Source organism: Microbulbifer maximicatervae (SeqCode) (genome assembly GCF_052467065.1).
The window spans coordinates 1,480,301-1,504,450 of sequence record NZ_CP174299.1; the positions used below are offsets into that span (position 1 = coordinate 1,480,301).

The 24,150-nt window shown below is 51.3% G+C and carries 22 protein-coding genes; 9 read left to right on the top strand and 13 right to left on the bottom strand.

Annotated elements, in window-relative coordinates; genetic code table 11:
- Nucleotides 1-84: 84 nt before the first annotated feature.
- The 4 genes from ACJJI1_RS06530 to ACJJI1_RS06545 all read left to right on the top strand — a co-directional run bounded on the left by ACJJI1_RS06530 (nt 85) and on the right by ACJJI1_RS06545 (nt 4,388).
- A complete protein-coding gene (locus ACJJI1_RS06530; protein ID WP_444934423.1) occupies nt 85-1,632 on the top strand; it encodes a phosphoenolpyruvate carboxykinase in 1,548 nt (515 codons plus the stop codon).
- 186 nt (nt 1,633-1,818) lie between these two features.
- Nucleotides 1,819-2,499, top strand: a complete 681-nt coding sequence (locus tag ACJJI1_RS06535; RefSeq protein WP_444915242.1) for a hypothetical protein — start codon at nt 1,819-1,821, stop codon at nt 2,497-2,499.
- Nucleotides 2,500-2,515: 16 nt separating this feature from the next.
- Nucleotides 2,516-3,226: a D-Ala-D-Ala carboxypeptidase family metallohydrolase gene (locus ACJJI1_RS06540; protein ID WP_444895775.1), complete on the top strand. Its 711-nt coding sequence runs from the start codon at nt 2,516-2,518 to the stop codon at nt 3,224-3,226.
- A gap of 82 nt (nt 3,227-3,308) precedes the next feature.
- Nucleotides 3,309-4,388 (top strand): AI-2E family transporter, encoded by a 1,080-nt coding sequence (locus ACJJI1_RS06545; protein ID WP_413663709.1) that lies wholly within the window; start codon nt 3,309-3,311, stop codon nt 4,386-4,388.
- 73 nt (nt 4,389-4,461) lie between these two features.
- Here the strand turns inward: ACJJI1_RS06545 and ACJJI1_RS06550 are convergent, their stop codons facing one another.
- Together ACJJI1_RS06550 and ACJJI1_RS06555 are read right to left on the bottom strand one after the other, a co-directional pair.
- Nucleotides 4,462-5,052: a bestrophin-like domain gene (locus ACJJI1_RS06550; protein ID WP_444918515.1), complete on the bottom strand. Its 591-nt coding sequence runs from the start codon at nt 5,050-5,052 to the stop codon at nt 4,462-4,464.
- Between the two features lie 267 nt (nt 5,053-5,319).
- On the bottom strand, nt 5,320-5,523 hold the full coding sequence (locus ACJJI1_RS06555; RefSeq protein ID WP_444918516.1) for a hypothetical protein: 204 nt from the start codon (nt 5,521-5,523) through the stop codon (nt 5,320-5,322).
- Between the two features lie 156 nt (nt 5,524-5,679).
- On the opposite strand from ACJJI1_RS06555, the gene ACJJI1_RS06560 reads away from it, so the two are divergent.
- A complete protein-coding gene (locus ACJJI1_RS06560) occupies nt 5,680-6,201 on the top strand; it encodes a peroxiredoxin family protein (RefSeq protein ID WP_444958904.1) in 522 nt (173 codons plus the stop codon).
- A gap of 57 nt (nt 6,202-6,258) precedes the next feature.
- Here ACJJI1_RS06560 and ACJJI1_RS06565 read toward each other — a convergent pair whose 3' ends face one another.
- From ACJJI1_RS06565 to glnA, 5 genes are all read right to left on the bottom strand, one after another.
- Entirely contained in the window at nt 6,259-6,597 is a 339-nt protein-coding gene (locus ACJJI1_RS06565; RefSeq protein ID WP_444895772.1) for a PAS domain-containing protein, read from the bottom strand.
- A gap of 251 nt (nt 6,598-6,848) precedes the next feature.
- Nucleotides 6,849-8,255, bottom strand: a complete 1,407-nt coding sequence (gene ntrC, locus ACJJI1_RS06570) for a nitrogen regulation protein NR(I) (RefSeq protein ID WP_444958905.1) — start codon at nt 8,253-8,255, stop codon at nt 6,849-6,851.
- Between the two features lie 3 nt (nt 8,256-8,258).
- Nucleotides 8,259-9,341 carry a nitrogen regulation protein NR(II) gene (gene glnL / locus ACJJI1_RS06575; protein WP_413663715.1) on the bottom strand — a complete coding sequence of 361 codons (1,083 nt, stop codon included), beginning with the start codon at nt 9,339-9,341 and terminating at the stop codon, nt 8,259-8,261.
- A gap of 329 nt (nt 9,342-9,670) precedes the next feature.
- Nucleotides 9,671-10,219: a DUF4124 domain-containing protein gene (locus ACJJI1_RS06580; protein ID WP_444926204.1), complete on the bottom strand. Its 549-nt coding sequence runs from the start codon at nt 10,217-10,219 to the stop codon at nt 9,671-9,673.
- A 194-nt stretch (nt 10,220-10,413) separates the two neighbouring features.
- Nucleotides 10,414-11,820, bottom strand: coding sequence for a glutamate--ammonia ligase (gene glnA, locus ACJJI1_RS06585; protein ID WP_108734896.1), 1,407 nt, complete (start codon nt 11,818-11,820; stop codon nt 10,414-10,416).
- A gap of 325 nt (nt 11,821-12,145) precedes the next feature.
- Here glnA and thiI point away from each other — a divergent pair, with 325 nt between their 5' ends.
- The 3 genes from thiI to ACJJI1_RS06600 all read left to right on the top strand — a co-directional run bounded on the left by thiI (nt 12,146) and on the right by ACJJI1_RS06600 (nt 18,201).
- Entirely contained in the window at nt 12,146-13,627 is a 1,482-nt protein-coding gene (gene thiI, locus ACJJI1_RS06590; protein ID WP_444926205.1) for a tRNA uracil 4-sulfurtransferase ThiI, read from the top strand.
- Between the two features lie 200 nt (nt 13,628-13,827).
- A complete protein-coding gene (gene typA, locus ACJJI1_RS06595) occupies nt 13,828-15,636 on the top strand; it encodes a translational GTPase TypA (protein ID WP_282930811.1) in 1,809 nt (602 codons plus the stop codon).
- A 534-nt stretch (nt 15,637-16,170) separates the two neighbouring features.
- The gene (locus tag ACJJI1_RS06600; protein ID WP_444958906.1) at nt 16,171-18,201 is read left to right on the top strand and encodes a glycosyl hydrolase family 18 protein; all 2,031 of its coding nucleotides are present in this window, start codon (nt 16,171-16,173) and stop codon (nt 18,199-18,201) included.
- A gap of 179 nt (nt 18,202-18,380) precedes the next feature.
- Here the strand turns inward: ACJJI1_RS06600 and ACJJI1_RS06605 are convergent, their stop codons facing one another.
- Nucleotides 18,381-18,710: a hypothetical protein gene (locus ACJJI1_RS06605; RefSeq protein ID WP_444958907.1), complete on the bottom strand. Its 330-nt coding sequence runs from the start codon at nt 18,708-18,710 to the stop codon at nt 18,381-18,383.
- A gap of 893 nt (nt 18,711-19,603) precedes the next feature.
- Nucleotides 19,604-20,125 carry a macro domain-containing protein gene (locus ACJJI1_RS06610; protein ID WP_444958908.1) on the bottom strand — a complete coding sequence of 174 codons (522 nt, stop codon included), beginning with the start codon at nt 20,123-20,125 and terminating at the stop codon, nt 19,604-19,606.
- A gap of 178 nt (nt 20,126-20,303) precedes the next feature.
- Here ACJJI1_RS06610 and ACJJI1_RS06615 point away from each other — a divergent pair, with 178 nt between their 5' ends.
- Nucleotides 20,304-21,386, top strand: a complete 1,083-nt coding sequence (locus ACJJI1_RS06615; RefSeq protein ID WP_444958909.1) for a GGDEF domain-containing protein — start codon at nt 20,304-20,306, stop codon at nt 21,384-21,386.
- A gap of 3 nt (nt 21,387-21,389) precedes the next feature.
- Here ACJJI1_RS06615 and ACJJI1_RS06620 read toward each other — a convergent pair whose 3' ends face one another.
- From ACJJI1_RS06620 to ACJJI1_RS06635, 4 genes are read right to left on the bottom strand one after another with little or no spacing between them, the layout of a single operon-like run.
- Complete coding sequence (locus ACJJI1_RS06620; RefSeq protein WP_444958910.1) at nt 21,390-22,160, bottom strand: VIT1/CCC1 transporter family protein; 771 nt, start codon at nt 22,158-22,160, stop codon at nt 21,390-21,392.
- Between the two features lie 11 nt (nt 22,161-22,171).
- Nucleotides 22,172-22,654 carry a GNAT family N-acetyltransferase gene (locus tag ACJJI1_RS06625; RefSeq protein WP_444958911.1) on the bottom strand — a complete coding sequence of 161 codons (483 nt, stop codon included), beginning with the start codon at nt 22,652-22,654 and terminating at the stop codon, nt 22,172-22,174.
- A gap of 35 nt (nt 22,655-22,689) precedes the next feature.
- On the bottom strand, nt 22,690-23,457 hold the full coding sequence (locus tag ACJJI1_RS06630) for a hypothetical protein (protein WP_444958912.1): 768 nt from the start codon (nt 23,455-23,457) through the stop codon (nt 22,690-22,692).
- A gap of 13 nt (nt 23,458-23,470) precedes the next feature.
- The gene (locus tag ACJJI1_RS06635) at nt 23,471-24,052 is read right to left on the bottom strand and encodes a hypothetical protein (RefSeq protein WP_444918527.1); all 582 of its coding nucleotides are present in this window, start codon (nt 24,050-24,052) and stop codon (nt 23,471-23,473) included.
- Nucleotides 24,053-24,150: the final 98 nt, after the last annotated feature.

The window sequence follows — 24,150 nt, forward strand, 5'->3', positions numbered from 1 at the left end:
TGCGCCCCCAAAATTTTCTACGGCTGTCTAAACCTTGGGCAGCCCCATTTTATTTACTGTCCAACTTTCACGGGTATTCCACGAATGGCACAGATCGACGACTCCGCGATGGTCTTCAAGAACCTATCACCGGCACAATTGGTAGAGCAGGCTCTGACGCGCGGCGAGGGCAAGCTGTCAGATACAGGCGCTCTGGTGACTGAAACCGGCGCACGCACCGGTCGCTCCCCGGCTGACCGCTTTGTTGTAGAAGAGCCCTCCACTGCCGACAGCATCGCCTGGGGCAACGTCAACCGTCCTTTCCCGCAGGATAAGTTTGACGCCCTGTGGGATCGTGTAGAGGCTTTTGTTGCCGGTCACGATACTTTTGTTCAGCACCTGCATGTGGGCCAGGATGAAGACCATTACCTGCCAGTGGTAGTGACCACCCAAACTGCATGGCACAACCTGTTCGGCCGCAACATGTTTATCCGCGCCGAAAAGTACAACCCCAAGTCCAAGGAAGAGTGGCAAATCCTGCACGCTCCTCACTTTGTCTGTGAGCCCGAGCGCGATGGCACCAACTCCGAAGGCTGCGTAATTATCAACTTCGGCCAGCGCAAAGTACTGCTGGCCGGTATGCGCTACGCCGGCGAAATGAAGAAGGCCATGTTCTCTGTACAGAACTTCCTGCTGCCGGAAAAAGACGTGATGCCCATGCACTGCGCGGCTAACGTCGGCGAAGATGGCGATACCTGCCTGTTCTTCGGCCTGTCCGGTACCGGCAAGACCACCCTGTCCGCCGACCCTGAGCGCTACCTGATCGGTGACGATGAGCACGGCTGGACCAAGGGTGCCGTCTTCAATATGGAAGGTGGCTGCTACGCGAAAACCATCGACCTGAGCCAGAAAAATGAGCCGGTAATCTGGGATGCCATCCGTTTCGGTGCCATCGTTGAAAACGTGGTAACCAACGATCACGGCACTGCTGACTACTGCGACACCAGCCTGACTGAAAACGGCCGCTGCTCCTACCCGCTGGAACACGTCGAAATGCGTCAGCTGGAAAACCGCGCAGGCGAGCCAAAGAACGTTATCTTCCTGACTTGCGATGTATCCGGCGTACTGCCACCGGTATCCATCCTCTCCAAAGAGGCTGCGGCTTACCACTTCCTGTCTGGCTACACCGCCCGCGTAGGCTCCACCGAACTGGGCGCAGAGGCCGGTATCCACCCGACCTTCTCCACCTGCTTTGGCGCGCCGTTTATGCCCCGTGCACCGCGCGAATACGCAGACCTGCTGATGAAGCGCATCGAAGAGTTCGGCTCCAAGGTCTACCTGGTAAACACCGGTTGGACCGGCGGCTCCGGCGACAACGGCAAGCGCTTCCCGATTCCGGTAACCCGCGCTGTCGTTGCCGCTATCCAGAGCGACGCCCTGGAAGGCGTTGCCACTGAGCACCTGGATGCCCTGAACCTGGATATCCCGATGGAAGTGCCCGGCGTAGACAAGTCTTACCTGAACCCTCGTGAAGCCTGGGCTGACAAAGCTGCTTACGACGATCAGGCAGGCAAGCTGGCCAAGCTGTTCGCCGAGAACATTGAGAAGTTCAATGTCAGCGAAGACGTTAAAAATGCAGGCCCTAAAGCCTAAGTAGAGGTTGTCGGGCACAGTGCGCTGTCCGTGACCCAAAAGCCGCTGCTCCCCCAGGAGCGGCGGCTTTTTTTGTGGCTGATCCCAAGCCCGCAGCCCGTCGATTTTTGCGGCTATAGTGAGTAAACAGGCGCCGACGATTTTAGCGTCGGAGGAAAAACTCTCTCAGCAGCAATCGCGAGCACTATGTCCGCAGGTAACTCGTTTACTCGCTTCGAAACTCTGTTCCCACACAAGCCGCCCGGGCAAAGAGTCAATCGGGTGGTCGTCAGTGCCCTCACTTTAATACTCAGTGCCATCCTGTTTACCCTCTGGCTCTATCTATTCCTCTCCTCGCAAGAGAAGTCCTATGTCGAACAGCGTGGCTATCGCCTCGCCAACGAGGAGACCTTTAACAAATTCCTGCGAGAGGGCAGTAACCGCTCCAGCGTACAAGCACTCAATCAATTGCTTCGGGACCGGGGTGTCGCTGAGGTTTTTCCTATTCGTGATCTTCTGCGACAGGGGGGGGACTGGCTGGAACTGGGGGAACCCCCATTCGCCATACCACCCAGGGACCAGTGGTCCAATATTGTGAAAACCCTCACCCTGGTACGAGATCAGGTAATACCGCTAATTGGCCCTGTCACCGTAGTTTCCGCTTACCGCACTGATGCCTACAACCGAAAACTTGCGACCGAAGACCAGCCCCGCCACCGTGACTTTTGCGGGCTGGACTTAATTCCGAATTCCAATATCGGTAAAAACGAACTCGCTGAAGAGCTAAGCACACTGCACGCACGCCTCGGTCCCGATAGCAATGTCGGGATGGGCCTGATTGACGATGTCCTGTTTCATGTCGATACCTGTGGCTATCGCACCTGGTAATTGAGGGAGCTGCCCGATGGTTATGCAAAGTAACAAAGAGTGCGTAGAAATCGGCCAGCGTCAACTGCGCCGGCGGATCATCATCATTGGGGCAATCGCACTGGCGATTCTCACCGGTCTATTTGTTTTTACTTACGAACGAGCACGCGAGGCTGATGACCGGGTGAAATCCCCTATCGATATCCTACCGCTGCTAATGATCCCGGAGGTTTACGATATCCAGGGCTATCCGGCAGCTTCCGAGAGGGCATTCAGCCGCTTCCTGAGCAAAGGCAATAACCATGCACGCTTTACTCAACTCAAAAAATTCCTGCGCTCCAACCGGGTTGAACAGGTTGTGCAACCCTATGAGCTATTGCGTCAGGGCAGTGACTGGCAGGATTTGGACGAACCCGCATTCGCCATCCCTCCCAAGGAGCTCTGGTGGGGCATCGTAAATACTCTGCGGGTAATCGAGCGGGAAATAGTGCCCCGCGTCGGCCCGGTAACAGTGGTCTCCGGGTGGCGCACAGTGGATTACAACCGTAAGGCCGGGGGTTCCAAGGGAAGTAAACATCTGCATTTCTGCGGGCTGGATATAGTTCCGAAAAAGAAGTTCTCCCGAGAGCAATTGGTGCCCGTACTGAGGGATATCCACAAGCGCAACGGCCGCGAGTGGCAAATGGGCCTCGGAATCTATCGGGGCATTCGATTTCACGTGGATACGTGCGGATATAGGCGCTGGTAAAACCCCACTGCATCTGCTTAGATAGAGCAAAAATTAGGCGCCCTACCACTGGGCTGCCGAAAGAGAAGCAGAGGAAGTCGCAGTGCAAGAAAAACTGGAAAGGCGCTCATTTATATTGACCTTGTTATTGGTCAGCGTAGCTTTTTTACTCCTAATAAAACCCTTCTTTACCCCTATTTTTTGGGCTTGTGCCACCGCACTGATTTTCTACCCCGTGTACCGTCTGCTGATGCAGCGCTTTCCCAATTCGCCTAATTTAATGGCTCTGCTAACCCTGTTTATGTGTATCGTTCTATTGGTGATACCCGTATTGGTAGTGGCCACCTCTTTTATTAATGAAGCGGTAACTCTGTATCACCGGATCCAGGAAGGACAAATTGATGTTTCTAAATCCTTTGAGCAGATTCGCAGTGCTTTCCCCAGGGTTAACAGCACGCTCGAAAGTATTGGCGTGGATGTCGAGGAGGCCAAGCAGCGCCTGATGGGTGGAGTGATGAATGCCGGTAGCTTCGTCGCAAAAAATGCGATTGAGGTCGGACAGAATACTGTTAACTTTTTCGTTATGTTGGGTTTAATGCTTTACCTCACCTTCTTCCTGATTCGCGATGGCGAAAGGCTGGTAAACCTGATTATCCATGCCCTACCACTGGGTGATGAGCGCGAGCACCTTTTGCTGGCAAAGTTTGCTGAAGTCACTCGCGCAACCATCAAAGGAAATCTGGTAGTCGCTATTACCCAGGGCGGCTTGGGCGGAATTATTTTCTGGGTGCTGGGCCTACCGGCACCGGTGCTTTGGGGTGTATTAATGACACTGTTGTCATTGTTGCCCGCCGTCGGTGCCGCATTGATCTGGTTCCCCGCTTCTATTTACCTCTATGCTATTGGCGAACCCATGAAGGCAACGATTTTACTCGCCTATGGTTTCACCGTGATTAGCCTGGTAGATAACCTGTTGCGCCCAATATTGGTGGGTCGAGACACAAAACTCCCCGACTATTTAGTACTATTCTCCACTGTCGGCGGTCTGTTTATGTTTGGAATCAGTGGCTTTGCGATAGGGCCCTTACTCGCCGCACTATTTCTCGCCTTCTGGGAGATTTTTATGCGTGAGTTTGTGCATCCCGAAGATGTCTTAATGCCACAAAAACCTGAAGATCTTTAACCTGTTCCCCGGGGCGGAAAAGCCTTAATTCCGCCCCACCCAATTAATATGCAAAGTCAGCTCGCACAACAGCTCAGTGGGCAGCCTCCTGTAGCTCTTTCAGCTGCAAATTGAGATCGCTCATCGGCGACTGATCAACCAACAGTGCTCCCTCATTTGCCCGATCCAAATCCGCCACCAGTAAAATCACTGTTGAGAAAGTCAGGGCCAAAGCTATAACTACCTGGGCAGATCCCCCGCGACTTATACCCAACTGGTATCCAATTGCCAGCATCGCCAAAATGGTCATAAAGTACAGGGACAGCCAGAGTGGACCCGGTATACGGTATTGCAGCCCAACCACAACCCTGGCACGGTGCAGATCTACCATCCCGTTAACCTGCTCGGCAAACTGGCGTAAATAATCGGCGTTGTAATCCTGTGCGATATGCGCCTCGATCAAACGCCAAAGAGCCTGGTGAATTTCCTCACTGCGAGCTACATCTTCCGGAGTGACGGCGATTGATGGGTCAATATCCCTGAGATTTGCATATTCAGCTATTAGGTCTCGTGCCTTATCCTGCTTATCCAATTGCAGAAAGCTCGCATTTAAATATGCGGCCTGAATGGTATTGACCTCCTGCAACAGCAATGCCTTGCGTTCATTAAATCGGTCGGCTGTCATATCAAGGAATCTCTGAATAACTCCGTGATACCTCTGGCATGCAGAGCGGTTCACAATCAAGGCGCGGCTTCGCAGTAATGTCCAGACCTTGCAAGAAGTCGCAACGCGGAGTGTGAATCGCTCTGCAAGCCCCGAAGGGCGGGCCTTGAAGGCCACAGCTGCTGCGTTGCAGCTCTTGCAAAGGACTGAGCCATTCGTGGCGAGCTGCGCCTAACATCTGCAGCCTTCAAGACCCGCAGAGGCATTACGGAGTTATTCAGAGGTTCCTTAGGTAAATGCCAAAACGAATGCGACCAGGCCCAAAGTGGCAGCTACCGCACTGCCCAGGGAAGAATCCTCCTTGATACTGGCATTCACTACCCGCCGCTGCCCCAGATAAATCCCCACAGCTAAAGCGCAAAGCACTACGGCAACTGAAATGGTATAGATCAGTGGAAGTGGCAGAGTATAGAAAAGGCTGTCAAAGCGCATTTAAGCCCCTGCAAAACGGCAAGTCCATAACGGTGCATTGACGCACCAATATTCTTACTTTGGCGCATAAAGCATAGCAGTTATAGCTGAGCTATTGGCCAGTTAGACCTTAGGGCAGTAGCATAGGCGTATCGGTAAACTACAAGGGAAATATTCGTGAAATATCTGCTGACCTTCTTTATTACTGCGTTTATCAGCCTTCCCAGCCTCGCTCTGGAAGTAGGTGAAATGGCGCCAAATTTCACTCTCAAGGGGTCTGATGGCCAAACCCACACATTGGCGGACCTCCAGGGAAAAAGCGCTGTTGTGATCGCTTGGTTTCCCAAGGCATTCACCCGTGGCTGCACCATAGAGTGTAAATCGCTCGCCCAAAACGGTCACTTGATCAAAGATTATGAAGTCACCTACTTTATGGCCAGTACGGATGATCTTGACGATAACACCCGATTTGCTGAAGAGAGCGAAGCGGACTTCCCGTTACTCAGTGATCCCACCGGTGAAACGGCTAAAGCGTACGATGTACTTATTCCCATAATGAATATTGCCCGTCGCGTTACCATTTATATCGGTAAAGATGGACGAATTAAAAAAATTGACAAGGATATTAAACCGGCAACCAGCGCAGAGGATATAGCGCGAACGCTTGGTGAATTGGGTGTTAAAAAGGAGTCAGCCTGAAAATAAATAGTCCGGAGTGACTAAATATATGGTGGAATAGCCCAGTGCTCTATTGGGCTATTGGGAATCAATGACAAAAGATATCCCAAAACAGCAATCCCGCCCTTCAAATTCATCCAACCACTTGCAGACATTCAACGTAACCTCTCCTCGGCTGGATTTATCGACATACTCTTGCAGGTGCTCGGGTTTCCCTGAGGAAAAAACCCGATCATCCGCAGCTTTTAATGTATCAGCATTATTTGACCAAGGAAGTTCCCGGTCTGTCTTACCAGTCACTTCACCACCGGCCAATTGACATATTTGGCGATTACCCCATAGATATACGCCTGTTTGATCTTTAACCCAAAATAAAAATGGAACCTCGGCAACTACTTTCAGTTCATCAGCAGTCATATCTTCTCAATCATCTAAATACCAGTAATTAACTCTAATTTTAGCAGGCAATAACAACATCACTCAGGATTCTATACATAACTGCATTTTCAAGTTTATTCGCTGAAACCCAAAATAAATAAATATTAATAGATGACTGTTAGCAAAAGACTCAACCATGAACAAAAAAAAATTAAGAGCGGCCTGATAATGAGATATGAGTATATTTCAAGTAGGTCTTTCCATCGTGTTTGGTAAGACCTCACTGTTATTTACTCTCCACCAATTTCCAATTCTTTTAACTTACGTGTCAGAGTATTTCTACCCCAGCCCAGCAGATCAGCAGCATCGCGTTTGCGCCCAGCTGTATGCTTAAGGGCAATTTCTATTAACGCTTTTTCAAATGCGGGGACAGCCTCATTTAAAATCTCGCGCTGCCCAGAGGATAGGGCCTGGTCGGCCCACAGACGCAGAGCTTTTTGCCAGTCTGCCGGTGTTTCTGTCGTTGCGCCCTGCTGATGCAACTCCTGTGGCAAATCTTCAATATGTACCTCGCGTCCGGAGGCCATTACGGTAATCCAGCGGCAGGTATTTTCCAGTTGCCGCACATTACCGGGCCAATCCAGCCCAGAGAGATACTCCTCAGTTTCCTTGGTTAGGATCTTTGACTCCACCCCCAGATCTTTTGCCGCAGCATTAAAGAAATGCCTCACCAATCGCGGAATATCCTCACGGCGATCCGCGAGTCTTGGAATATGGATGCGAATAACATTCAGGCGGTGAAACAGGTCCTCACGAAATTTATGCTGACATACCAACTCTTCCAGATCCTGGTGAGTCGCCGCAATAATACGCACATCCACTTTAACCGGGGTGTGGCCACCGACACGGTAAAATTCACCATCAGCCAACACGCGCAATAACCGGGTTTGCGTATCTGCGGGCATATCACCAATTTCATCTAGAAACAGGGTGCCACCATTGGCCTGTTCAAAACGTCCGGCACGCTGGGAGCTGGCACCGGTAAAGGCCCCTTTTTCATGGCCAAATAATTCAGACTCCATCAGGTCCTTGGGTATAGCCGCCATGTTCAATGCAATAAATGGCTTATCCCTGCGCGGACTGTGATTGTGCAGAGCCTGCGCCACCAACTCCTTACCGGTACCGGATTCACCGTTGATTAAAACCGTGATGTTGGAATGAGACAAACGGCCAATCGCACGGAAAACCTCCTGCATCGCCGGCGCTTCTCCAATGATTTCTTTACTACCCTGACCATTTTCCGGCTCAACCCGTTCTTCAGCACTCTGTTCGCTAGCGTGCATCAATGCGCGCCGGGTTACCGCTACGGCTTCATCAATATCAAATGGCTTGGGCAGGTATTCAAAGGCTCCCCCTTGGTAAGCAGCTACCGCGCTATCCAGGTCCGAGTGCGCAGTCATAATAATTATCGGCAGGCTCGGTCGTTCAGCCTGGAAACGCTGCAACAATTTAAAGCCATCGGAGCCCGGCATGCGGATATCACTGATTACTACATCCGGTGAATCGCTATAGAAATCATCCAGGGCGCAGTCGCCACTCTCGTAACACTGGGTATCAATTCCCTCACGCGATAGCGCTCTCTCCAGCACCCAGCGGATTGATCTGTCGTCGTCAATAATCCAAACGCGATTACTCATTCTCTAGGTTCCTGTATTAGCTAATTCGGTAGTCAGGGGCAGATAAATTTGGAAAATGCTACGGCCGGGTTGGCTGTCACACTTAATCAGCCCCTTGTGCTGATTAATAATGTTCTGGGAAATTGAAAGTCCAAGACCTGAACCCTCGGCGCGGCCGGAGATCATCGGGAAGAATATCCGCTCGCGAATATCCTCCGGTATGCCCGGGCCGTTATCTTCAATTTCTATACGGCAGACCAATGGACAGTTGCGGCGGCCAATGGTGAATTGGCGCTGGATACGCGTACGCAATACCATCTCCCCACTACTGAGGCCAATACTTTCATCGATGGCTTGCATGGCGTTGCGGGCAATATTAAGCAGCGCCTGAATCAATTGTTCGCTATCGGCGGGGACATCGGGAATAGACGGATCGTAGTCCCTGCGAATTTGAAGCTCACCGATACACTCAGCATCCAGCAACTGGGCAACCCGCTCCAGAACCTCGTGCACATTAACCGGTTGCAGTACTACCGGCTGGCGTGGTCCCAATAAACGGTCAACCAGATTGCGCAGGCGATCCACTTCCTCGATGATAATCTGTGTATATTCGTCTAACTCCCGGTCCGGCAACTCGCGCTGCAATAGTTGTGCAGCCCCGCGGATACCACCGAGGGGGTTCTTGACCTCATGGGCCATGCCGCGAACCAGGTTTCGTGTCGTTTCCTGGGCACTGAGCAGCGCATCTTCCCTGGCAATTCGCAACAGGCGATCCATCGGCTGCACTTCCACAAGTAGCACAGAAAACTCGGGGACCGGGCTGACTGAGTAATCCACGGTTCGGGTTTCAAGATTGTTCAACCTCCAACTGGCCCGGCGCACTGTGTACTTCTCATTTTTGCGCAATGCTTCCCGCATAGCCTCATAGGCAGTGGGAGATTCTCGCACCACCTCCTCCAACTTCGAGCCTTTAACTCGAGTACTGGAGGCGGCCAACAAGTCCTCAGCGGCATTGTTCAAATAGCAAAGCGATAAGTTTTCATCCAGCACCAACACTGCGGAAGTCAGGCTATCGAGTAATTGGCGCAACTGGCGATCATTCAGCATTCACAAAATTTCCGATTCATTCCGAGGCTCTGACCAAACTCCCTTTGGTCACCCCCAGCAAACTAGCGCTGTATCTAGTCAGTGCAAAAAGCAAACCAAAATGGCGCATATGCTGGCATTTACAGGCGGGAACAACTTCAACCGGACACAATCGGTGCGCAGTTAGCTGTAGTGGCATAGCGAGTTATTCAGCTTAAAAAATGAGATGCCGCCAGCCACAGGCAGAATGCACCATAACGGTGCGCAGGTCAAAAAACAAACAAACGGAATTAGGAGAGGGCTAGAAGTGAGAGGGCAATTAGATTGAGGGGGCTTTCGCCCCCCAGTATTTAACCCCTAGCTATGGGTCGCTTCACGTAAATTGTGACCACGCTGGATTGAGCCAGAACCCGCCCATTTGAACCCACCAGGACGGCCTGCAGAGTATGCGTTCCACGCTCAAGAGCCGAGATATCTAGGGCATTGCCGTATGCACTCCCCTGCCAGCGCTGCCCATCAATAACCGCATAGAAGCTCGAACCTTCTGGATAGGCTGGAGTTACTTGTACCTCAAGCGCAATCAGGGTTTGCCCTGGGGGGATAGTAGCTTCATTAATTGGGCTCACAATCTGAATCGAAACAGCCTCGGAGTCCCCATCCTTGCTTTTTGGCGACAATTTTCTTGAGGGTAGCTGTCGAGGCAAGGCGATCGGTTGGATGTTGATCGGTGCCAACTCAACCTCTTCCGAGTTTCCATTTGGTGGTGGCGTATCACTAAAGGTTACCTGACCATCGGGACCCACTATTTTGTATATGGCCCCAGTCTCTGCGAAAGCCACAACAGCTACTATGGGCAAAACCAATAAAACAGCTTTCAGTAGTTCTTGAATTCCCAACATTCTATTAGCCACCCTGCAATTCCCCCCATTTCAGGTATAGGGACTTTCATACTTTTGGCGCCATTTATTGCTGCTGCAGACCACAGAGCCCTCAAGTCCCGGCTGACAGTGTACTCGCAATAAAAAAGCCCGCACCAGGGTGGCGCGGGCTTTTCGAGAACGGCTCGACGGCATCACCGTGATGCCGGTCGCCATTACACGGAGTAGTACATATCGAACTCGACCGGGTGAGTGGTCATGTTCAGACGCTCTACTTCTTCACGCTTCAGCTCGATGTAGGCATCGATAGCATCGTTAGTGAATACACCACCGGCTGTCAGGAACTCACGATCCTGGTCCAGAGCATCCAGGGCGCCTTCCAGGCTGGAAGCGACAGTCGGGTACTCAGCCAGCTCTTCCGGCGGCAGATCGTACAGATCCTTGTCCGCAGCATCGCCAGGGTGGATCTTGTTCTTGATACCGTCGAGACCCGCCATCAGCAGTGCGGCGAAAGACAGGTACGGGTTGGCGGTCGGGTCCGGGAAGCGAGTCTCGATGCGCTTGCCTTTCGGGGAGGGCACGAAAGGAATACGGATAGACGCAGAGCGGTTGCGCGCAGAGTAAGCCAGGATTACCGGCGCTTCGAAGCCAGGTACCAGACGCTTGTAAGAGTTGGTGGAAGCGTTACACAGCGCGTTCAGGGCGCGAGCGTGCTTAACGATACCGCCGATGTAGTACAGAGCAGCTTCGGACAGACCAGCGTAGGCGTCACCGGCAAACTGGTTTACGCCATCCTTGCTAAAGGACTGGTGGACGTGCATACCGGAACCGTTATCGCCAACCAGCGGCTTGGGCATAAAGGTCGCGGTCTTGCCGTAGGCGTGGGCAACGTTGTGTACAGCGTACTTGAGGATCTGTACTTCGTCCGCTTTCTTGGTCAGGGTGTTGGCGGCAACGCCGATCTCACACTGGCCAGCAGTACCCACTTCGTGGTGATGCACTTCTACGCGCAGGCCCATTTGCTCCATCGCAGAACACATAGCGGCGCGAACGTCGTGCAGGGAATCCACCGGAGGAACCGGGAAGTAACCGCCTTTAACGCCGGGGCGGTGACCAATATTGCCTTCGGCAAAGTTGTGACCAGAGGACCAGGCTGCTTCTTCGGAGTTGATCTTGTAGAAGGCGCCGCCCATTTCGGCACCCCAGGTAATATCGTCGAATACGAAGAACTCGGGCTCGGGACCGAACAGAGCGGTGTCACCCAGACCAGTGGACTTCAGGTATTCCTCAGCGCGCAATGCGATGGAGCGAGGATCGCGCTCGTAACCCTGACCAGTAATTGGGTCGACGATGTTACAGCGAATGATAACGGTGCTCTCATCGGTGAAGGGGTCGAGGAAAGCTGTCTCGTCATCCGGCATCAGGATCATGTCGGATTCGTTGATGCCCTTCCAACCGGCGATGGAAGAACCATCGAACATTTTGCCTTCTTCAAAGAACTCACCGTCAACTTCCGACGCAGGGATGGAAACGTGTTGTTCTTTACCCTTGGTATCGGTAAAGCGCAGGTCTATCCATTTCGCTTCACTTTCATTAATCAAACCGAGCGTTTTCGCTGACATTGCAGTCCTCCAGGTCTTGAAAAGTAATTGGTCGCTATGCCTTGCTGTCGCTGCCGGCATTCACTCTCTCCCTGGCGTGAAATAAAGCAAGGAGTGTGCCAAATTAGGGCAATCGCCTCATAGTCCCGGTTGGCGCCGGTGCGAGCCCCAGCAAAGTGCTGACGCAGCCAGGATAGATGTATTGTGGCCGAGCAGCCACACAAATACGCACCAAAATAGAACATATTTGCTCTCGCTTCGCCCGCAAACAGTGCACAACCAACTTGGCTCCGGCTAGTTTATAATGCCGCACCTTCTATCAACATGCGGTACCCCACGGATTCCCATGCACTTTGTCGTCAAGTTTTTTCCAGAGATCACCATCAAGAGCAACCCTGTGCGCAAGCGCATGTCGCGCCAGCTCAAGGACAACCTGCAGCGCCTGCTGCGCCAGCTGGACGACCGTATCCAGGTGCGCAAGGATTGGGAAAAGATCGATGTGATCGCGCCCGATGCTGTGTCCCACCTGGGTGGACGTATCGAAGAGGTGCTCTCTCATACCCCCGGCATCGCCAACTTCTCCCGCGTGCGCCAGTTCCCCCTGGGCGACCTGCACGACATGTACGAGAAAACCCTGTCGGTTTGGGGAGCAGCCCTGAAAGACAAGACTTTCTGCGTCAGGGTTAAGCGCACCGGTAAACACGACTTCCAGTCCCTGGATGTGGAGCAGTATGTGGGTGGCGGCCTCAACAAGAATACCGAGGCATCCGGAGTCAAACTGAAAAACCCCGACATCACCGTTAAACTGGAGATCCGCCACGACAAGCTCAACGTGATCGAAGAGCAGCATCCCGGCCTGGGCGGCTTCCCCCTCGGAACGCAAGACCCGGTTTTGTCGCTGGTATCCGGTGGCTTCGACTCTACCGTGGCCAGTTACATGACCATGAAGCGCGGTATCCGCACCCACTTCCTGTTCTTCAACCTGGGCGGACGCCAGCACGAGCTGGGCGTGAAAGAAGTCTCCTACTACCTGTGGAACAAATACGGCGCTTCCCATCGGGTGCGCTTTATAACCGTGCCGTTTGACGAAGTAGTGGCAGAAATTCTCGAGCGGGTCGACGACTCCCATATGGGCGTCATTTTGAAACGCATGATGCTGCGCGCCGCCGATGTGATCGCTAAAGAACTGGAGGTGGACGCCGTAGTCACCGGTGAAGCCATCGCCCAGGTTTCCAGCCAGACCCTGAAAAATCTGTCGGTGATCGACAGTGTTACCAATACCCTGGTATTGCGCCCACTGATCACCACCGACAAGACCGATATTATCCGTACCTCCCGGGCCATCGGCACCGAAGAGTTTGCCGCCAATATGCCGGAGTACTGCGGCGTTATCTCGGTAAAACCCACCACCCGCGCCAAGATTGAAAAAGTGGAGTCCGAGGAAAACCGTTTCGATTTCACCGTCCTCGATCGCGCTATCAGCAATCGGGTGATGCAGAATATTGATCAGGTGATCGAAGAAGTCGATGGCGAAGCGCCGGATGTGGAGATCCGCGAGGAGCCGGGCAGCGCCGTGGTGATCGATATCCGCCACCCTGATGAGGAGGAGCTGGATCCACTGGAGCTAGGCTGTGAGGTGCAGACTATTCCTTTCTACCGCCTCAACAACAGCTTCGCCCACCTGGACCAGGAGCGCGAGTACCTCCTGTATTGCTCTAAAGGCGTTATGAGCCGCCTGCATGCCTCACACCTGCTTGATGAAGGTTTTCGCAATGTGGGTGTGCTGCGCCCGCTGATTCCCCACAGACCGGAAACCATTAAGAAGTAACTTCTGCTCAAGGCGCGGGCAATCACCGCCCGCGCGTGTTTTAAAGCGAACAGCGCCCCGGGGCGGTGATTTTTTACTCAAAATCACTCCCAATTGTCATGCGGCCCCCCTATAATCGCCGCCTTTGGCCGGAATGCTGCTGTAGAAACCCCGCAGGCCCCCGCCCCGACTTACCAAGATTTAACGCCCAGAGGCCCCCAGTGATAGAGAATCTGCGCAATATTGCGATTATCGCCCACGTAGACCATGGCAAAACCACCCTTGTGGACAAGCTGTTGTCCCAGTCCGGCACTCTCGACCGCCGCGACGAAGGCGCCGAGCGCGTCATGGACTCCAACGATCAAGAGCGTGAGCGTGGCATCACCATTTTGGCGAAGAACACCGCTATCCGCTGGAATGACTACCGCATCAATATTGTCGACACCCCAGGGCACGCCGACTTCGGCGGCGAGGTAGAGCGCGTACTGTCCATGGTGGATTCAGTTCTGCTGCTCGTAGACGCAGTAGATGGCCCCATGCCACAGACCCGCTTCGTAACCCAGAAGGCATTTGAGCAGGGCCTCAACCCGATCGTGGTGATTAACAAGATCGACCGCCCCGGCGCTCGCCCCGACTGGGTTATGGATCAGGTATTCGACCTGTTCGACAGCCTCGGCGCCACCGACGAACAGTTGGACTTCCCGGTTGTCTACGCCTCCGCCCTGAACGGCATCGCCGGTCTCGACGACACTGACCTGGCCGACGATATGACGCCGCTGTTCCAGATGATTGTGGACAAGGTTGAGCCCCCGAAGGTTGACCCCACCGGCGCCTTCCAGATGCAGGTTTCCGCTCTGGACTACTCAAGTTACGTAGGCGTAATCGGCGTTGGCCGTATCACTCGCGGTACCCTGAAGCCGAACCAGCAAGTGGTGGTTCTCGATCGCGAAGGCAACTCGCGCAAAGCCAAGGTCCTGCAGGTTATGGGTTACCTCGGCCTGGAGCGTGTGGAAGTGGAGCAAGCCAGTGCTGGCGATATCGTGTGTATCACCGGTGTGGGTGAGCTAAATATCTCCGATACCCTGTGCGACCTGGATACTCCAGAAGCCCTGCCCGCCCTGAGCGTGGACGAGCCCACCGTAAGCATGACCTTCCAGGTCAATGACTCCCCCTTTGCCGGCCAGGATGGCAAGTTCGTTACTTCGCGCAACATCAAAGAGCGCCTTGACCAGGAGCTGATTCACAACGTGGCCCTGCGTGTAGAGCAAGGCGACTCTCCTGATAAGTTCAAGGTTTCCGGCCGTGGCGAATTGCACTTGTCTGTCCTGATCGAATCCATGCGCCGAGAAGGTTTCGAGCTGGGCGTTTCCCGCCCCGAAGTGGTGCAGAGAGAGGTCGACGGAGAGATCCACGAGCCTTATGAAGAAGTGGTTATCGATGTTGAGGAACCCCATCAGGGGCCCATTATGGAAGAGCTGGGCCTGCGCAAGGCCGATCTCACCAATATGGAGCCCGATGGCAAAGGTCGCGTGCGCCTAACCTTTATCGTGCCCTCGCGCGGCATGATCGGCTTCCGCTCCCAATTCCTTACCATCACCAGTGGTTCTGGCATTATGACCAGTATCTTCGACCACTACGGTCCGGTGAAGCAGGGTGAAGTGGCCAAGCGCATCAACGGTGTACTGGTTTCCATGGTCAAGGGCAAAACCCTCGCCTATGGTCTATTCGCACTGCAAGATCGTGGTCGCCTGTTCCTGGGCCACGGCGAAGAGGTCTACGAAGGCCAAATCGTCGGTATTCACTCCCGTGGCAACGACCTGGTGGTAAACCCCACCAAGGCCAAACAGCTCACTAATGTGCGCGCGTCAGGTACTGACGATGCACTCACTCTGTCACCACCCATTCGTCACACCCTTGAGCAGGCTCTGGAATTTATCGAAGACGATGAATTGGTAGAAGTGACTCCTAACTTTATCCGCTTGCGCAAGAAAATTTTGCAGGAAAATATGCGCAAGCGCGCGAAGAAATAATTAGTATTTTCTTCAACTTTAAAAAGGGCCCCCTGGGCCCTTTTTTGTTTTACCATTTCATGACATCTTCAATCCCTGAAGAGAGATAATCAAAAACTGCTCCGTGGAAACATTACATAGTTAAAAGGTGATTGATTAACTCGACAGCGGCCGTGCTGTACTAAACTGCGGGGGAGGCTGCTTGCAATAGGCCGCAAATAACGCTCGCCAGTAACCGGTATTTTTTCCCCCACCTCTTAATTTAAAAAGGAAATTTATCTTCTTTTTAAATTAAATAATCGAACATTTTTATCGCTGACCTGCCCAAATATTTATTCCTGAAAGGTGCAATTAAATTTATGTACGCACTTTTTATTGTCCCCATCACAAAATTATAGCGGAAATAAATATAGCCACTCAGCCACTGTTCTCCGTGGCTTGCACATTTATTCCACATTTCCCCGCGGAACTTTTACCTCTCCATTTATTCAAATTTTTCCACATATAACGACAAATTTTTTTATACATAATTAAGACCTATGGGAGGTCAATCTAATGTTTTCTTTCCTGCAATCTCAGGATCGAACAAGGATGTTGGTGGGCAGCCGCAGTGAACGCGGATCTAAATTTGGGTTTAAATTAAAAGCAGCGGCGACACTCGCAGCAGCAATCGCCATCAGCGGAAACGTCAGCGCACAAGAAACCTCTAAACGTGTATCTGCCTATTGGGCCGATTGGGAATACTGGGCCGACTCATCCTTCACCCATGACAACGTGGATTTTTCCAAGCTCACTCACGTTCAGTACGCCTTTGCCTGGAATGACGAAGACGGCAACATCTACTTTACAGACCCCTACGTTTTCTACGGCCTGGGCGCCCAATCATTTTCCGGCGGCGCCGGTGATGGTCCCGTAAAATGCTCGCCGCAATTCTGGCACCCCTACAGCCAATACGATTCCAGTATTCAGCCCGCGGTCTGCCAGGGCTGGAATGACCACGAGTCAGGTTTCGTAAAATCGGTACACGACGACGGTGCCAAGGCAATCCTATCCATGGGCGGCTGGACCCTCTCCCACAAAGTCTCTGAGATGATGGAGAGCGATACCGCACGTGCAGCCTTTATCGAAAATGCAGTGACACTGCTTACTGACTGGGATTTCGATGGCCTCGATCTCGATTTTGAATACCCCGGCTATGCACCGAACGGCGGACGCTCGATCGACAAAGAAAACTTCACCACCCTGCTGCAAGAGCTGCGCGCGCGCTTCGATGAGGTTGAAGCGGAGACCGGCAAAAATCTGGAACTGACCGCTGCCGTGGCCTGTGGCCCCTCGATTGCAGAAGAGGGTTATGATTTTGCTGCTGTGGGCGAAGTCCTCGACTATGTCAACCTGATGACTTATGACTTTGGTGGCGATTGGGACACCGTAGCCCAGCACACCTCGCCGCTGTATCCCTATGAAGGCCAGGTCAACGAAGGCTTCGACGCAGACAGCTGCCGCAATATGTGGATGACTGAGGGAAATATTCCCGCTGAGAAGATCACCCTGGGTATGTCCCACTACGGCCGCAGCGTGGCTGGCGCCACCGCAATCGGTGAAGCCGCCTCCGGACAAGACGTGGCGCACTGGGGCTCTGACACCGAGACGCGCTACTACCAGATCGTCGAGAAAATGCAGAGCGACTCTTCATTCCAGACCGCTTACGATCCAGAGGCTGTCACCCACTACGGTTGGTTTGAGGATGGCGGTTTTATCTCGTTCGAAGATACGACTTCTATTGCCGCACGCGCCCAATATGTGCTCGACCAGGGCCTGGGTGGCGTGATGATCTGGCAGCTCCGCGGCGGAATGCTACTGGAAAACAATGAGTACCAGTATCCACTACTCGATGCCGCGCTCGAGGTCTTCGGACAGGGTGGCTCCAGTGATAGCGATACCGGAGACACTGGCGATACCGGAGACACTGGCGATACCGGAGACACCGGAGACACCGGAGACACCGGAGACACCGGAGACACCGGAGACACCGGAGACACCGGAGACACCGGAGACACCGGAGACACCGGAGACACCGGAGACACCGGAGATACTGGCGACACCGGAAGTGGCGGCGGCAATAATAATGGCGGAAGCAGCACCTGCGTCGCGTTTGAGCAGCCCTATGCCGGCGACCCAGGTTATTCAGTCGGTGACGTTGTTGTCTTTGAAGGAGTCGCCTACGAGTCCACCCACGAGCCAAACTGGTGGTCTCCAGGTTCCGCGCCATCGCTGTGGACCGAAACCACCTGTCAAACTGAGGGCGAAGGCTCCGACAACGGCTCTGGCGATAACAACGACAATGGCTCCGATAGCGGTTCTGACGACAACGCCGATAACGGTTCCGATGACAACACCGACAGCGATCAAGGTTCAGGTGAGACCGCTTCCTGCCCCGAATTCCAGCAACCATATGCTGGTGACGAAGGCTATCAAGTTGGCGACCTAGTAACCTTTGAAGGCCAGGTTTACGTGTCTACCTTTGGACCCAACTGGTGGTCCCCGGCTAACGCTCCCCAGTACTGGGAAGCGAGTTCCTGCCAGTAACCTGGATACACTTTGGCCGTCTTCTCAAGGAAGGCGGCTGCATGTTTCTTCTAATAAAAAGGGCCCTTATCGGGTCCTTTCTATTTATTATTAGTCCGCGCTCAAAATAATTATTACGGCGTATCTTGTAAAATATGCATCACTTCATCAAAGTCGCCCTTTGACAAATGGTTTCTCAATCAACGAATACCATCATCTGTCAAATTTTGCTCGCACTTAATATAATTTTTGATCTTGTAGATAAATTCTAAGCCTGGATAAGACGCAGTAAATCTCTGCATCTTATGATCAATTAAATTTATGCTGACATTGTCATCCATTCTAAAAATGTATTTTGGAATCCAGCGGCTAGGTGCCGGACCAGTACCAGTAGCTGTTTCAACAGCCTGATTTTGACTCCAATTATACTCTTTAGGAAAAAGAGAAAATAATAAGTTAAATTTCACTCCATTGGAGCTGACAACAAAATAACTATTTAGCCTCAAAGCCATCAAAGATGAAAAAAACAAACAAAAACTAGAGGGTTCTAAAGCTGTTACGGATTTGCTGGTTTAACCCATAGCCCCAAATATCTTAGCCTTAGTTTCTTATCAAGCTCTATTTTTGCCGTAGGGATTAAGTATGAAATCAGTTTAAAAAATGCCGCAAAAAATATTATAGAAACAAATATTAATGGGAATATTAATTCCCTCATCAGTGAGGTCAGCAAAGATAGCGCCATCAGATAAAGACTCTACTCGCTGAGATACTACAAGCTTAAAGAAAGACATAACTATAAGAGCCCTCTAATGAAAGTGGTAGGCAGGATGACAAACCAGTCCCAGTTGCAGCGAATAATAACGCGCTTTCTATTCAGCAACGGCATTGGGAACTGTAAAAAAAGGATCTCTTTTTTACTTTAGGGGACTCCCACCCTAGACACAAAGCACATCTATGCCCTACATCTTTATAGATTTCTTGTTCCTGTATGCAGACTTTACAATAATTTATAGCCACTAAAAATTTTTTATATTTAAAAAATACGCATAGAAGCCGGACGTATTTATTAAATCATTAATAACTAACCTTATCGAATAGATGGCTCATTAAGACCAACGAAAGTAACATTTAGTACGCTAGAACCAAATAATTAAATGTAGGCATAGCACTTAATAATCAACGGAAGAGTTAGAAAAGGCTGTATAACACCCGAATAACTCTCAATTAATGAGATCAAAAGAGAACTTAGTAAGTTGTTGCTTGTTAGACTGACATTCCATGGCTCGATATGCCTGCACCGCAGAACTAACTTATATACGCCACATTAGGTTATTGAAGTAACCAGTAACTGTATGGAATCAATAGTGCTTTACTAAATAATTAGTACAAGTAGATTGAATCCCATCCAATTACCCGTGACACATCAATGATGGCCATAAAAGCGCTGCTCAACTTTCTGCCACTGCGCCAATGCAGTTTGTGAGTGCAAACAAACTGTGAGTCTCTCGAACCTTGAGGCATAAGCGCGTAAAACGGCCAATCCCTGATGTGCTGCAATCTCGTGAGGGAAGCGGTTAGTGCCAGCTCCCAGTGCCGGAAACAGTATCGTTTTGCAACCGCGCTCTATCGCCAACTCCAAAACGCTTTCATAGCAGTGCCTCAACAGCACTATGGCCTGGCTCCCCCATTGATCGCCACTGCTCCACTGGGGCGTAACAGTATGCAATAAGTAATCGACCGGTAAATCATAGGCTCGAGTCAGGCGAGCTTCACCGACTGGGCAGGCTCTTTGCTTGGTACACTGGGGAGTTAATTGAGTCCCGCAATGGGCATAAATCTGCGCTGAAAGCCCCCGCCCCCGAATAAGGTGCTTGTGTGCCGGACACACCAGCGCATCTCCACGCATCGTCAAAATATCGCCAGAAGTCAGTTGAATTTGTGTCACGATTTCTCAGTTCTAAAGTTTGAGTTACTGATACTGTAGCTTGCTACTTTGGTCGGTGACAGATTCCCCCTATACTCACCATTGCTTCACTCCGGCAGTGGCTACCAGCATAGTTGTATGATGCAGGACGGTCCCGAGCAAGCGGAAGGTTGCAGTCGGTATAGCAACGGGAATGACTATGAGCTCAGGGTATAACAATCAAAACCCCGCGATATCCACCTCTATTGATGAAGTGCAGCGCATAGATCTGCGCAGACGGATATTAGCCTCCTCTTATATGCTGATATTCGCTATGGCTATCACCGGAGCCATGGCGATCATCGCCCTTACTGCAACTAATATCCTGCAGGCATCGACGCTTTTTATCGTCGCGGTGGTTATTTTATTTGCATATATCACTGTCAACATTATCGGTCCTACCGAGAAAACGCCATTATTGGTGGGAATTCTTTTATTGGCGCTGTATTTCTACTTACTAATGACTGGTGGTGTAAACAATACCGGATTGATGTGGGCAGTTATGCTGGTCCCCGGATTTATCAACCTTTACGGCTATAAAACCGGCACCACCGCACTGCTCGGCATAGGTCTCGCTACGGCAGCAATCCTGTTTTATCCAGATTTCCCAGGACTCACGGCCAAATATGATACGGCCTATCGTGCGCGTTTTATTGCAGTATTTGGCGCACTCACGGCTCTAACTGCATTACTTGACAGTAGCCGCCACCAAACTCAACAGCTCCTTCAGCGATTAACAGGTGAATTGGAGACTTATGCTGCCACGGACACATTGACCGGATTGGCAAATCGCAGAGAAGCATTTCGCGCCATTCATGAATTAGAGCGCCGGAATGATGAGCTGAAAGATCAATATGTCATCCTTATCGGAGACTTAGATAACTTCAAGATGATCAACGATACCTACGGGCACGCCTTTGGCGACCGCGTATTACAAGATGTTGCCAAGATACTGAAAAGTAACACCCGATCTGAGGATATTGTGGCGCGCTGGGGCGGCGAAGAATTTTTATTGCTATTGCCGAATACTGACTTGAAAGGCGGCAGTGTCCTTGCAGAAAAACTTCGTCGCAGAGTATCCACCCTCAGTCGCCGCTATACACGCCCGGTAAAAATCTCAATCAGTCTCGGAGTCGTCGAAGGCAGTACCAATGGCAAGCCACTCAATCAGCTATTGGCCGAAGCAGATAAACGTATGTATCGAGCCAAGAATGGCGGGCGCAACAAAGTGGTAGCCGCATAAATATTAAGTCACCAAGTGGCGCAGTAGATAGCCAACGGCGAGTGCCAGGACCGCTGCGCTACTGCCAAAAAACAGAGTTTTTAAGCCCGCCACCAGCAGGTGGTGGGAAAACACCAATCCTTTGCACAAGCCAATAGCAAAAAAAGCGCAGACCGAAAGAACGGCGCTCGCATAAAATTGTTCGGCGGGATTAAGGCTGTGGAAAAGGTAGGGCAACAGGGGAATAGCACCTACACACAAAAAAGCGGCGAAGGTTATCAGTGCCGCCCCCAGAGGCTTATGCTCTAAGCGGCTTATACCGTACTCTTCCGCCAGCATTGTCTCTATCCACAGCTTTTGATTCGCGGTGATAGTGGCAACAATATTATCGAGAACTTCACCTCGAAATCCCTTTCGATAGAAAATCTGCCTGATCTCTTCCCGCTCTCCCTCGGGAATTAAAGCAATATGCTGACGCTCTGTACGCATAGCCGCGGCTCGTTGCTCACGCTCCACACTTGCAGCTTCATAATTGCTTACCGCCATGCTGAAACCATCAGCGATAAGGTTGGCAAAGCCCATCACGAGCACAACCGCCTCGGAGAAGCCTGCACCAAAAGCGCCTGCAACAATGGCAAAGGTAGTTACGCAGCCATCTATCGCTCCCAAAACAAAATCAGAGAGCCACTGTGACTGTGGACGACTTCGCAAGCGCGCCTCAATACGCTCCGGTCGATGCTCCTCAATTAGCGCTTCCCGGCTTTCCTTTTGGTGTTTTGGGTTTTGCCGGTCCATAACCAGGCGAGCTACTGTAAAAACCGCTGCATAACATAAGCATCTTGCAACCTTCCCAAAGGGTCGGTAAATGCTCTATCTAGCGTTTTGATAATAGTGAAGCCCAGCTCGGTATAAAGGGTAATTACGGGCTCATTGTCGCTGGGAACGTAGTTGAACTGCATTTCCAAATAGCCGGCGTCCTGGGCTCTGGCGATTGCATGCTGGACCAGTGCACGATCTACACCGCGATCGCGCACATCCGTGTGCACGAGAAAGTTGGCTGTCGCGACATGGCTATGAATACCAGGGAAATTAACCCCTAATTTATACACCCCCAGCAGGTGAGGTAACTCTTCGGCAACATAAGTCTGTAAGTCGTCATTAAGCCATTGAGCAGAAAACACTTCTCGACTGATCTTATGCGAAAAAGGTAGATCCCCTCTGATTCGCACAACACTAAAGAGGCTCCACATGCCTTCGAGGTCACTCTCTATAGCCTGCCGAATATCCATAGAAATCCATATCTCAGACGGCTTGCCGCACTTGCCTAGCGCACAATGAAGCTCCCCCGATCCACACCGGTATTTCCAGTCTTGGGATCATAGGCATATAGCACAATTTCATAAACACCTGGCAAATCCGTCGCAAAGGGCGCACTAAAGGTATTCATAGTCTCCTGTATCTCTAGCGGCACTCGAGCAAATGATTTGCCATCTCTTTTAACCAATGCCACAACTTCTATCTTACTGCCGTCCCAAAGCCCACCATCGGTAAGTGAACATCCGCACATCATTACCACATTAGCGCGAATCTCAAAGGGACTCTGGTTCAAGCCTGTATAGAGATGGGTCTGTGGACTGAGTAAATCTACCAACATTCCCGGAATTTCCACAATCAACCCATCACCAGAGATAGGCTTTCCCGGAACCAGCCAAGTCTGTGTCTGCGCCACCACTCGGGCCTGCTTTTTGATATATGGCGCAAGAACTTCCACCGTCAGAAACACCGGCTCACTGATATTCAGTGTAGCGGTAAAATGCGCAGCGCCATCGGCGATAGATTGGAACCTCTCTCGAGGCGTTTTCATAATTCTGGTGGTGTCACCGGTGCTCCCTTGGGTAAGCCCCTTGGCAAGAATTTCCCCAGAATCTGCATCGCGAATAATAACCATGGCACCACCGATGGAGGAGCCAATAAACTTGGCATCCATGGCCTTGGCGCGCACGGTAATTTCAGTGGGTGTTGGCTCCGCCCATAAAGCGGAAGGAAACAGTTGTAATAGCAGAGCTACGATAATAAATCCTGAACGTCTCATAGATACTCCTCTCTTATACATTGCCCAGCAGATAATAAGCCCCAAAAATACCCACTCCCCAAAACACAGCCCCTACAGCCAACCAAACAAAATTCCAGGGAGTAAATCTCGAGTTAGCCTGTCCTGAAATATCTCCATTAACCATATTGGCAGCTTTCTGACCCTCATAAAGTGGCCACAATGTAAAGGGTAAGAGAAGTATGCTTACTATATCGATCAATGAAATTACATCGGAGTAATAGGAAATCCTGTCGACAATAGCCCCGGCAATCGCAAAAACTACATATAACGTAGCCCAAAGTGCCGGCACCCAGCGGTAATCCACCTTATCAATCTCGATACGGCTTTGAATCCTGGAAAAAAGGGAATGAGTAAAAAAGATAGAGAATATCGCCCGCATAACCGGCCACATATTCTCTCCACTAGCACGCTGATATTCTGCCCAATGACGGTAAAACCAATAAACTGAATAGATACCCACTGTACCTAGGCTCATTACCCAGAATTTGGTTGGTGAAACTATATAAAACTGCGCTTCATCTTCTGAAACAGTATCTAATTCAGCCTCTGGGGCAGAGTAAATATTTGAATCCATTGGGACTTTTCCATAAACAATTATTTTAGGGAAAACCAGCTTTCCTCTATACACAGACGATATTCACAGAAATAAGCCCAATAAAAAAGCCGGGCTAT

What these genes read in the sequence shown, in the direction of transcription:
- ACJJI1_RS06635 (WP_444918527.1), bottom strand. Translation starts at nt 24,052, where the DNA reads ATGGATTCAAATATTTACTCTGCCCCAGAGGCTGAATTAGATACTGTT.
- ntrC (WP_444958905.1), bottom strand. Translation starts at nt 8,255, where the DNA reads ATGAGTAATCGCGTTTGGATTATTGACGACGACAGATCAATCCGCTGG.
- glnA (WP_108734896.1), bottom strand. Translation starts at nt 11,820, where the DNA reads ATGTCAGCGAAAACGCTCGGTTTGATTAATGAAAGTGAAGCGAAATGG.
- ACJJI1_RS06615 (WP_444958909.1), top strand. Translation starts at nt 20,304, where the DNA reads ATGAGCTCAGGGTATAACAATCAAAACCCCGCGATATCCACCTCTATT.
- glnL (WP_413663715.1), bottom strand. Translation starts at nt 9,341, where the DNA reads ATGCTGAATGATCGCCAGTTGCGCCAATTACTCGATAGCCTGACTTCC.
- ACJJI1_RS06625 (WP_444958911.1), bottom strand. Translation starts at nt 22,654, where the DNA reads ATGGATATTCGGCAGGCTATAGAGAGTGACCTCGAAGGCATGTGGAGC.
- ACJJI1_RS06565 (WP_444895772.1), bottom strand. Translation starts at nt 6,597, where the DNA reads ATGACTGCTGATGAACTGAAAGTAGTTGCCGAGGTTCCATTTTTATTT.
- ACJJI1_RS06550 (WP_444918515.1), bottom strand. Translation starts at nt 5,052, where the DNA reads ATGACAGCCGACCGATTTAATGAACGCAAGGCATTGCTGTTGCAGGAG.
- ACJJI1_RS06600 (WP_444958906.1), top strand. Translation starts at nt 16,171, where the DNA reads ATGTTTTCTTTCCTGCAATCTCAGGATCGAACAAGGATGTTGGTGGGC.
- ACJJI1_RS06530 (WP_444934423.1), top strand. Translation starts at nt 85, where the DNA reads ATGGCACAGATCGACGACTCCGCGATGGTCTTCAAGAACCTATCACCG.
- ACJJI1_RS06540 (WP_444895775.1), top strand. Translation starts at nt 2,516, where the DNA reads ATGGTTATGCAAAGTAACAAAGAGTGCGTAGAAATCGGCCAGCGTCAA.
- thiI (WP_444926205.1), top strand. Translation starts at nt 12,146, where the DNA reads ATGCACTTTGTCGTCAAGTTTTTTCCAGAGATCACCATCAAGAGCAAC.
- ACJJI1_RS06535 (WP_444915242.1), top strand. Translation starts at nt 1,819, where the DNA reads ATGTCCGCAGGTAACTCGTTTACTCGCTTCGAAACTCTGTTCCCACAC.
- ACJJI1_RS06580 (WP_444926204.1), bottom strand. Translation starts at nt 10,219, where the DNA reads ATGTTGGGAATTCAAGAACTACTGAAAGCTGTTTTATTGGTTTTGCCC.
- ACJJI1_RS06555 (WP_444918516.1), bottom strand. Translation starts at nt 5,523, where the DNA reads ATGCGCTTTGACAGCCTTTTCTATACTCTGCCACTTCCACTGATCTAT.
- ACJJI1_RS06630 (WP_444958912.1), bottom strand. Translation starts at nt 23,457, where the DNA reads ATGAGACGTTCAGGATTTATTATCGTAGCTCTGCTATTACAACTGTTT.
- ACJJI1_RS06620 (WP_444958910.1), bottom strand. Translation starts at nt 22,160, where the DNA reads ATGGACCGGCAAAACCCAAAACACCAAAAGGAAAGCCGGGAAGCGCTA.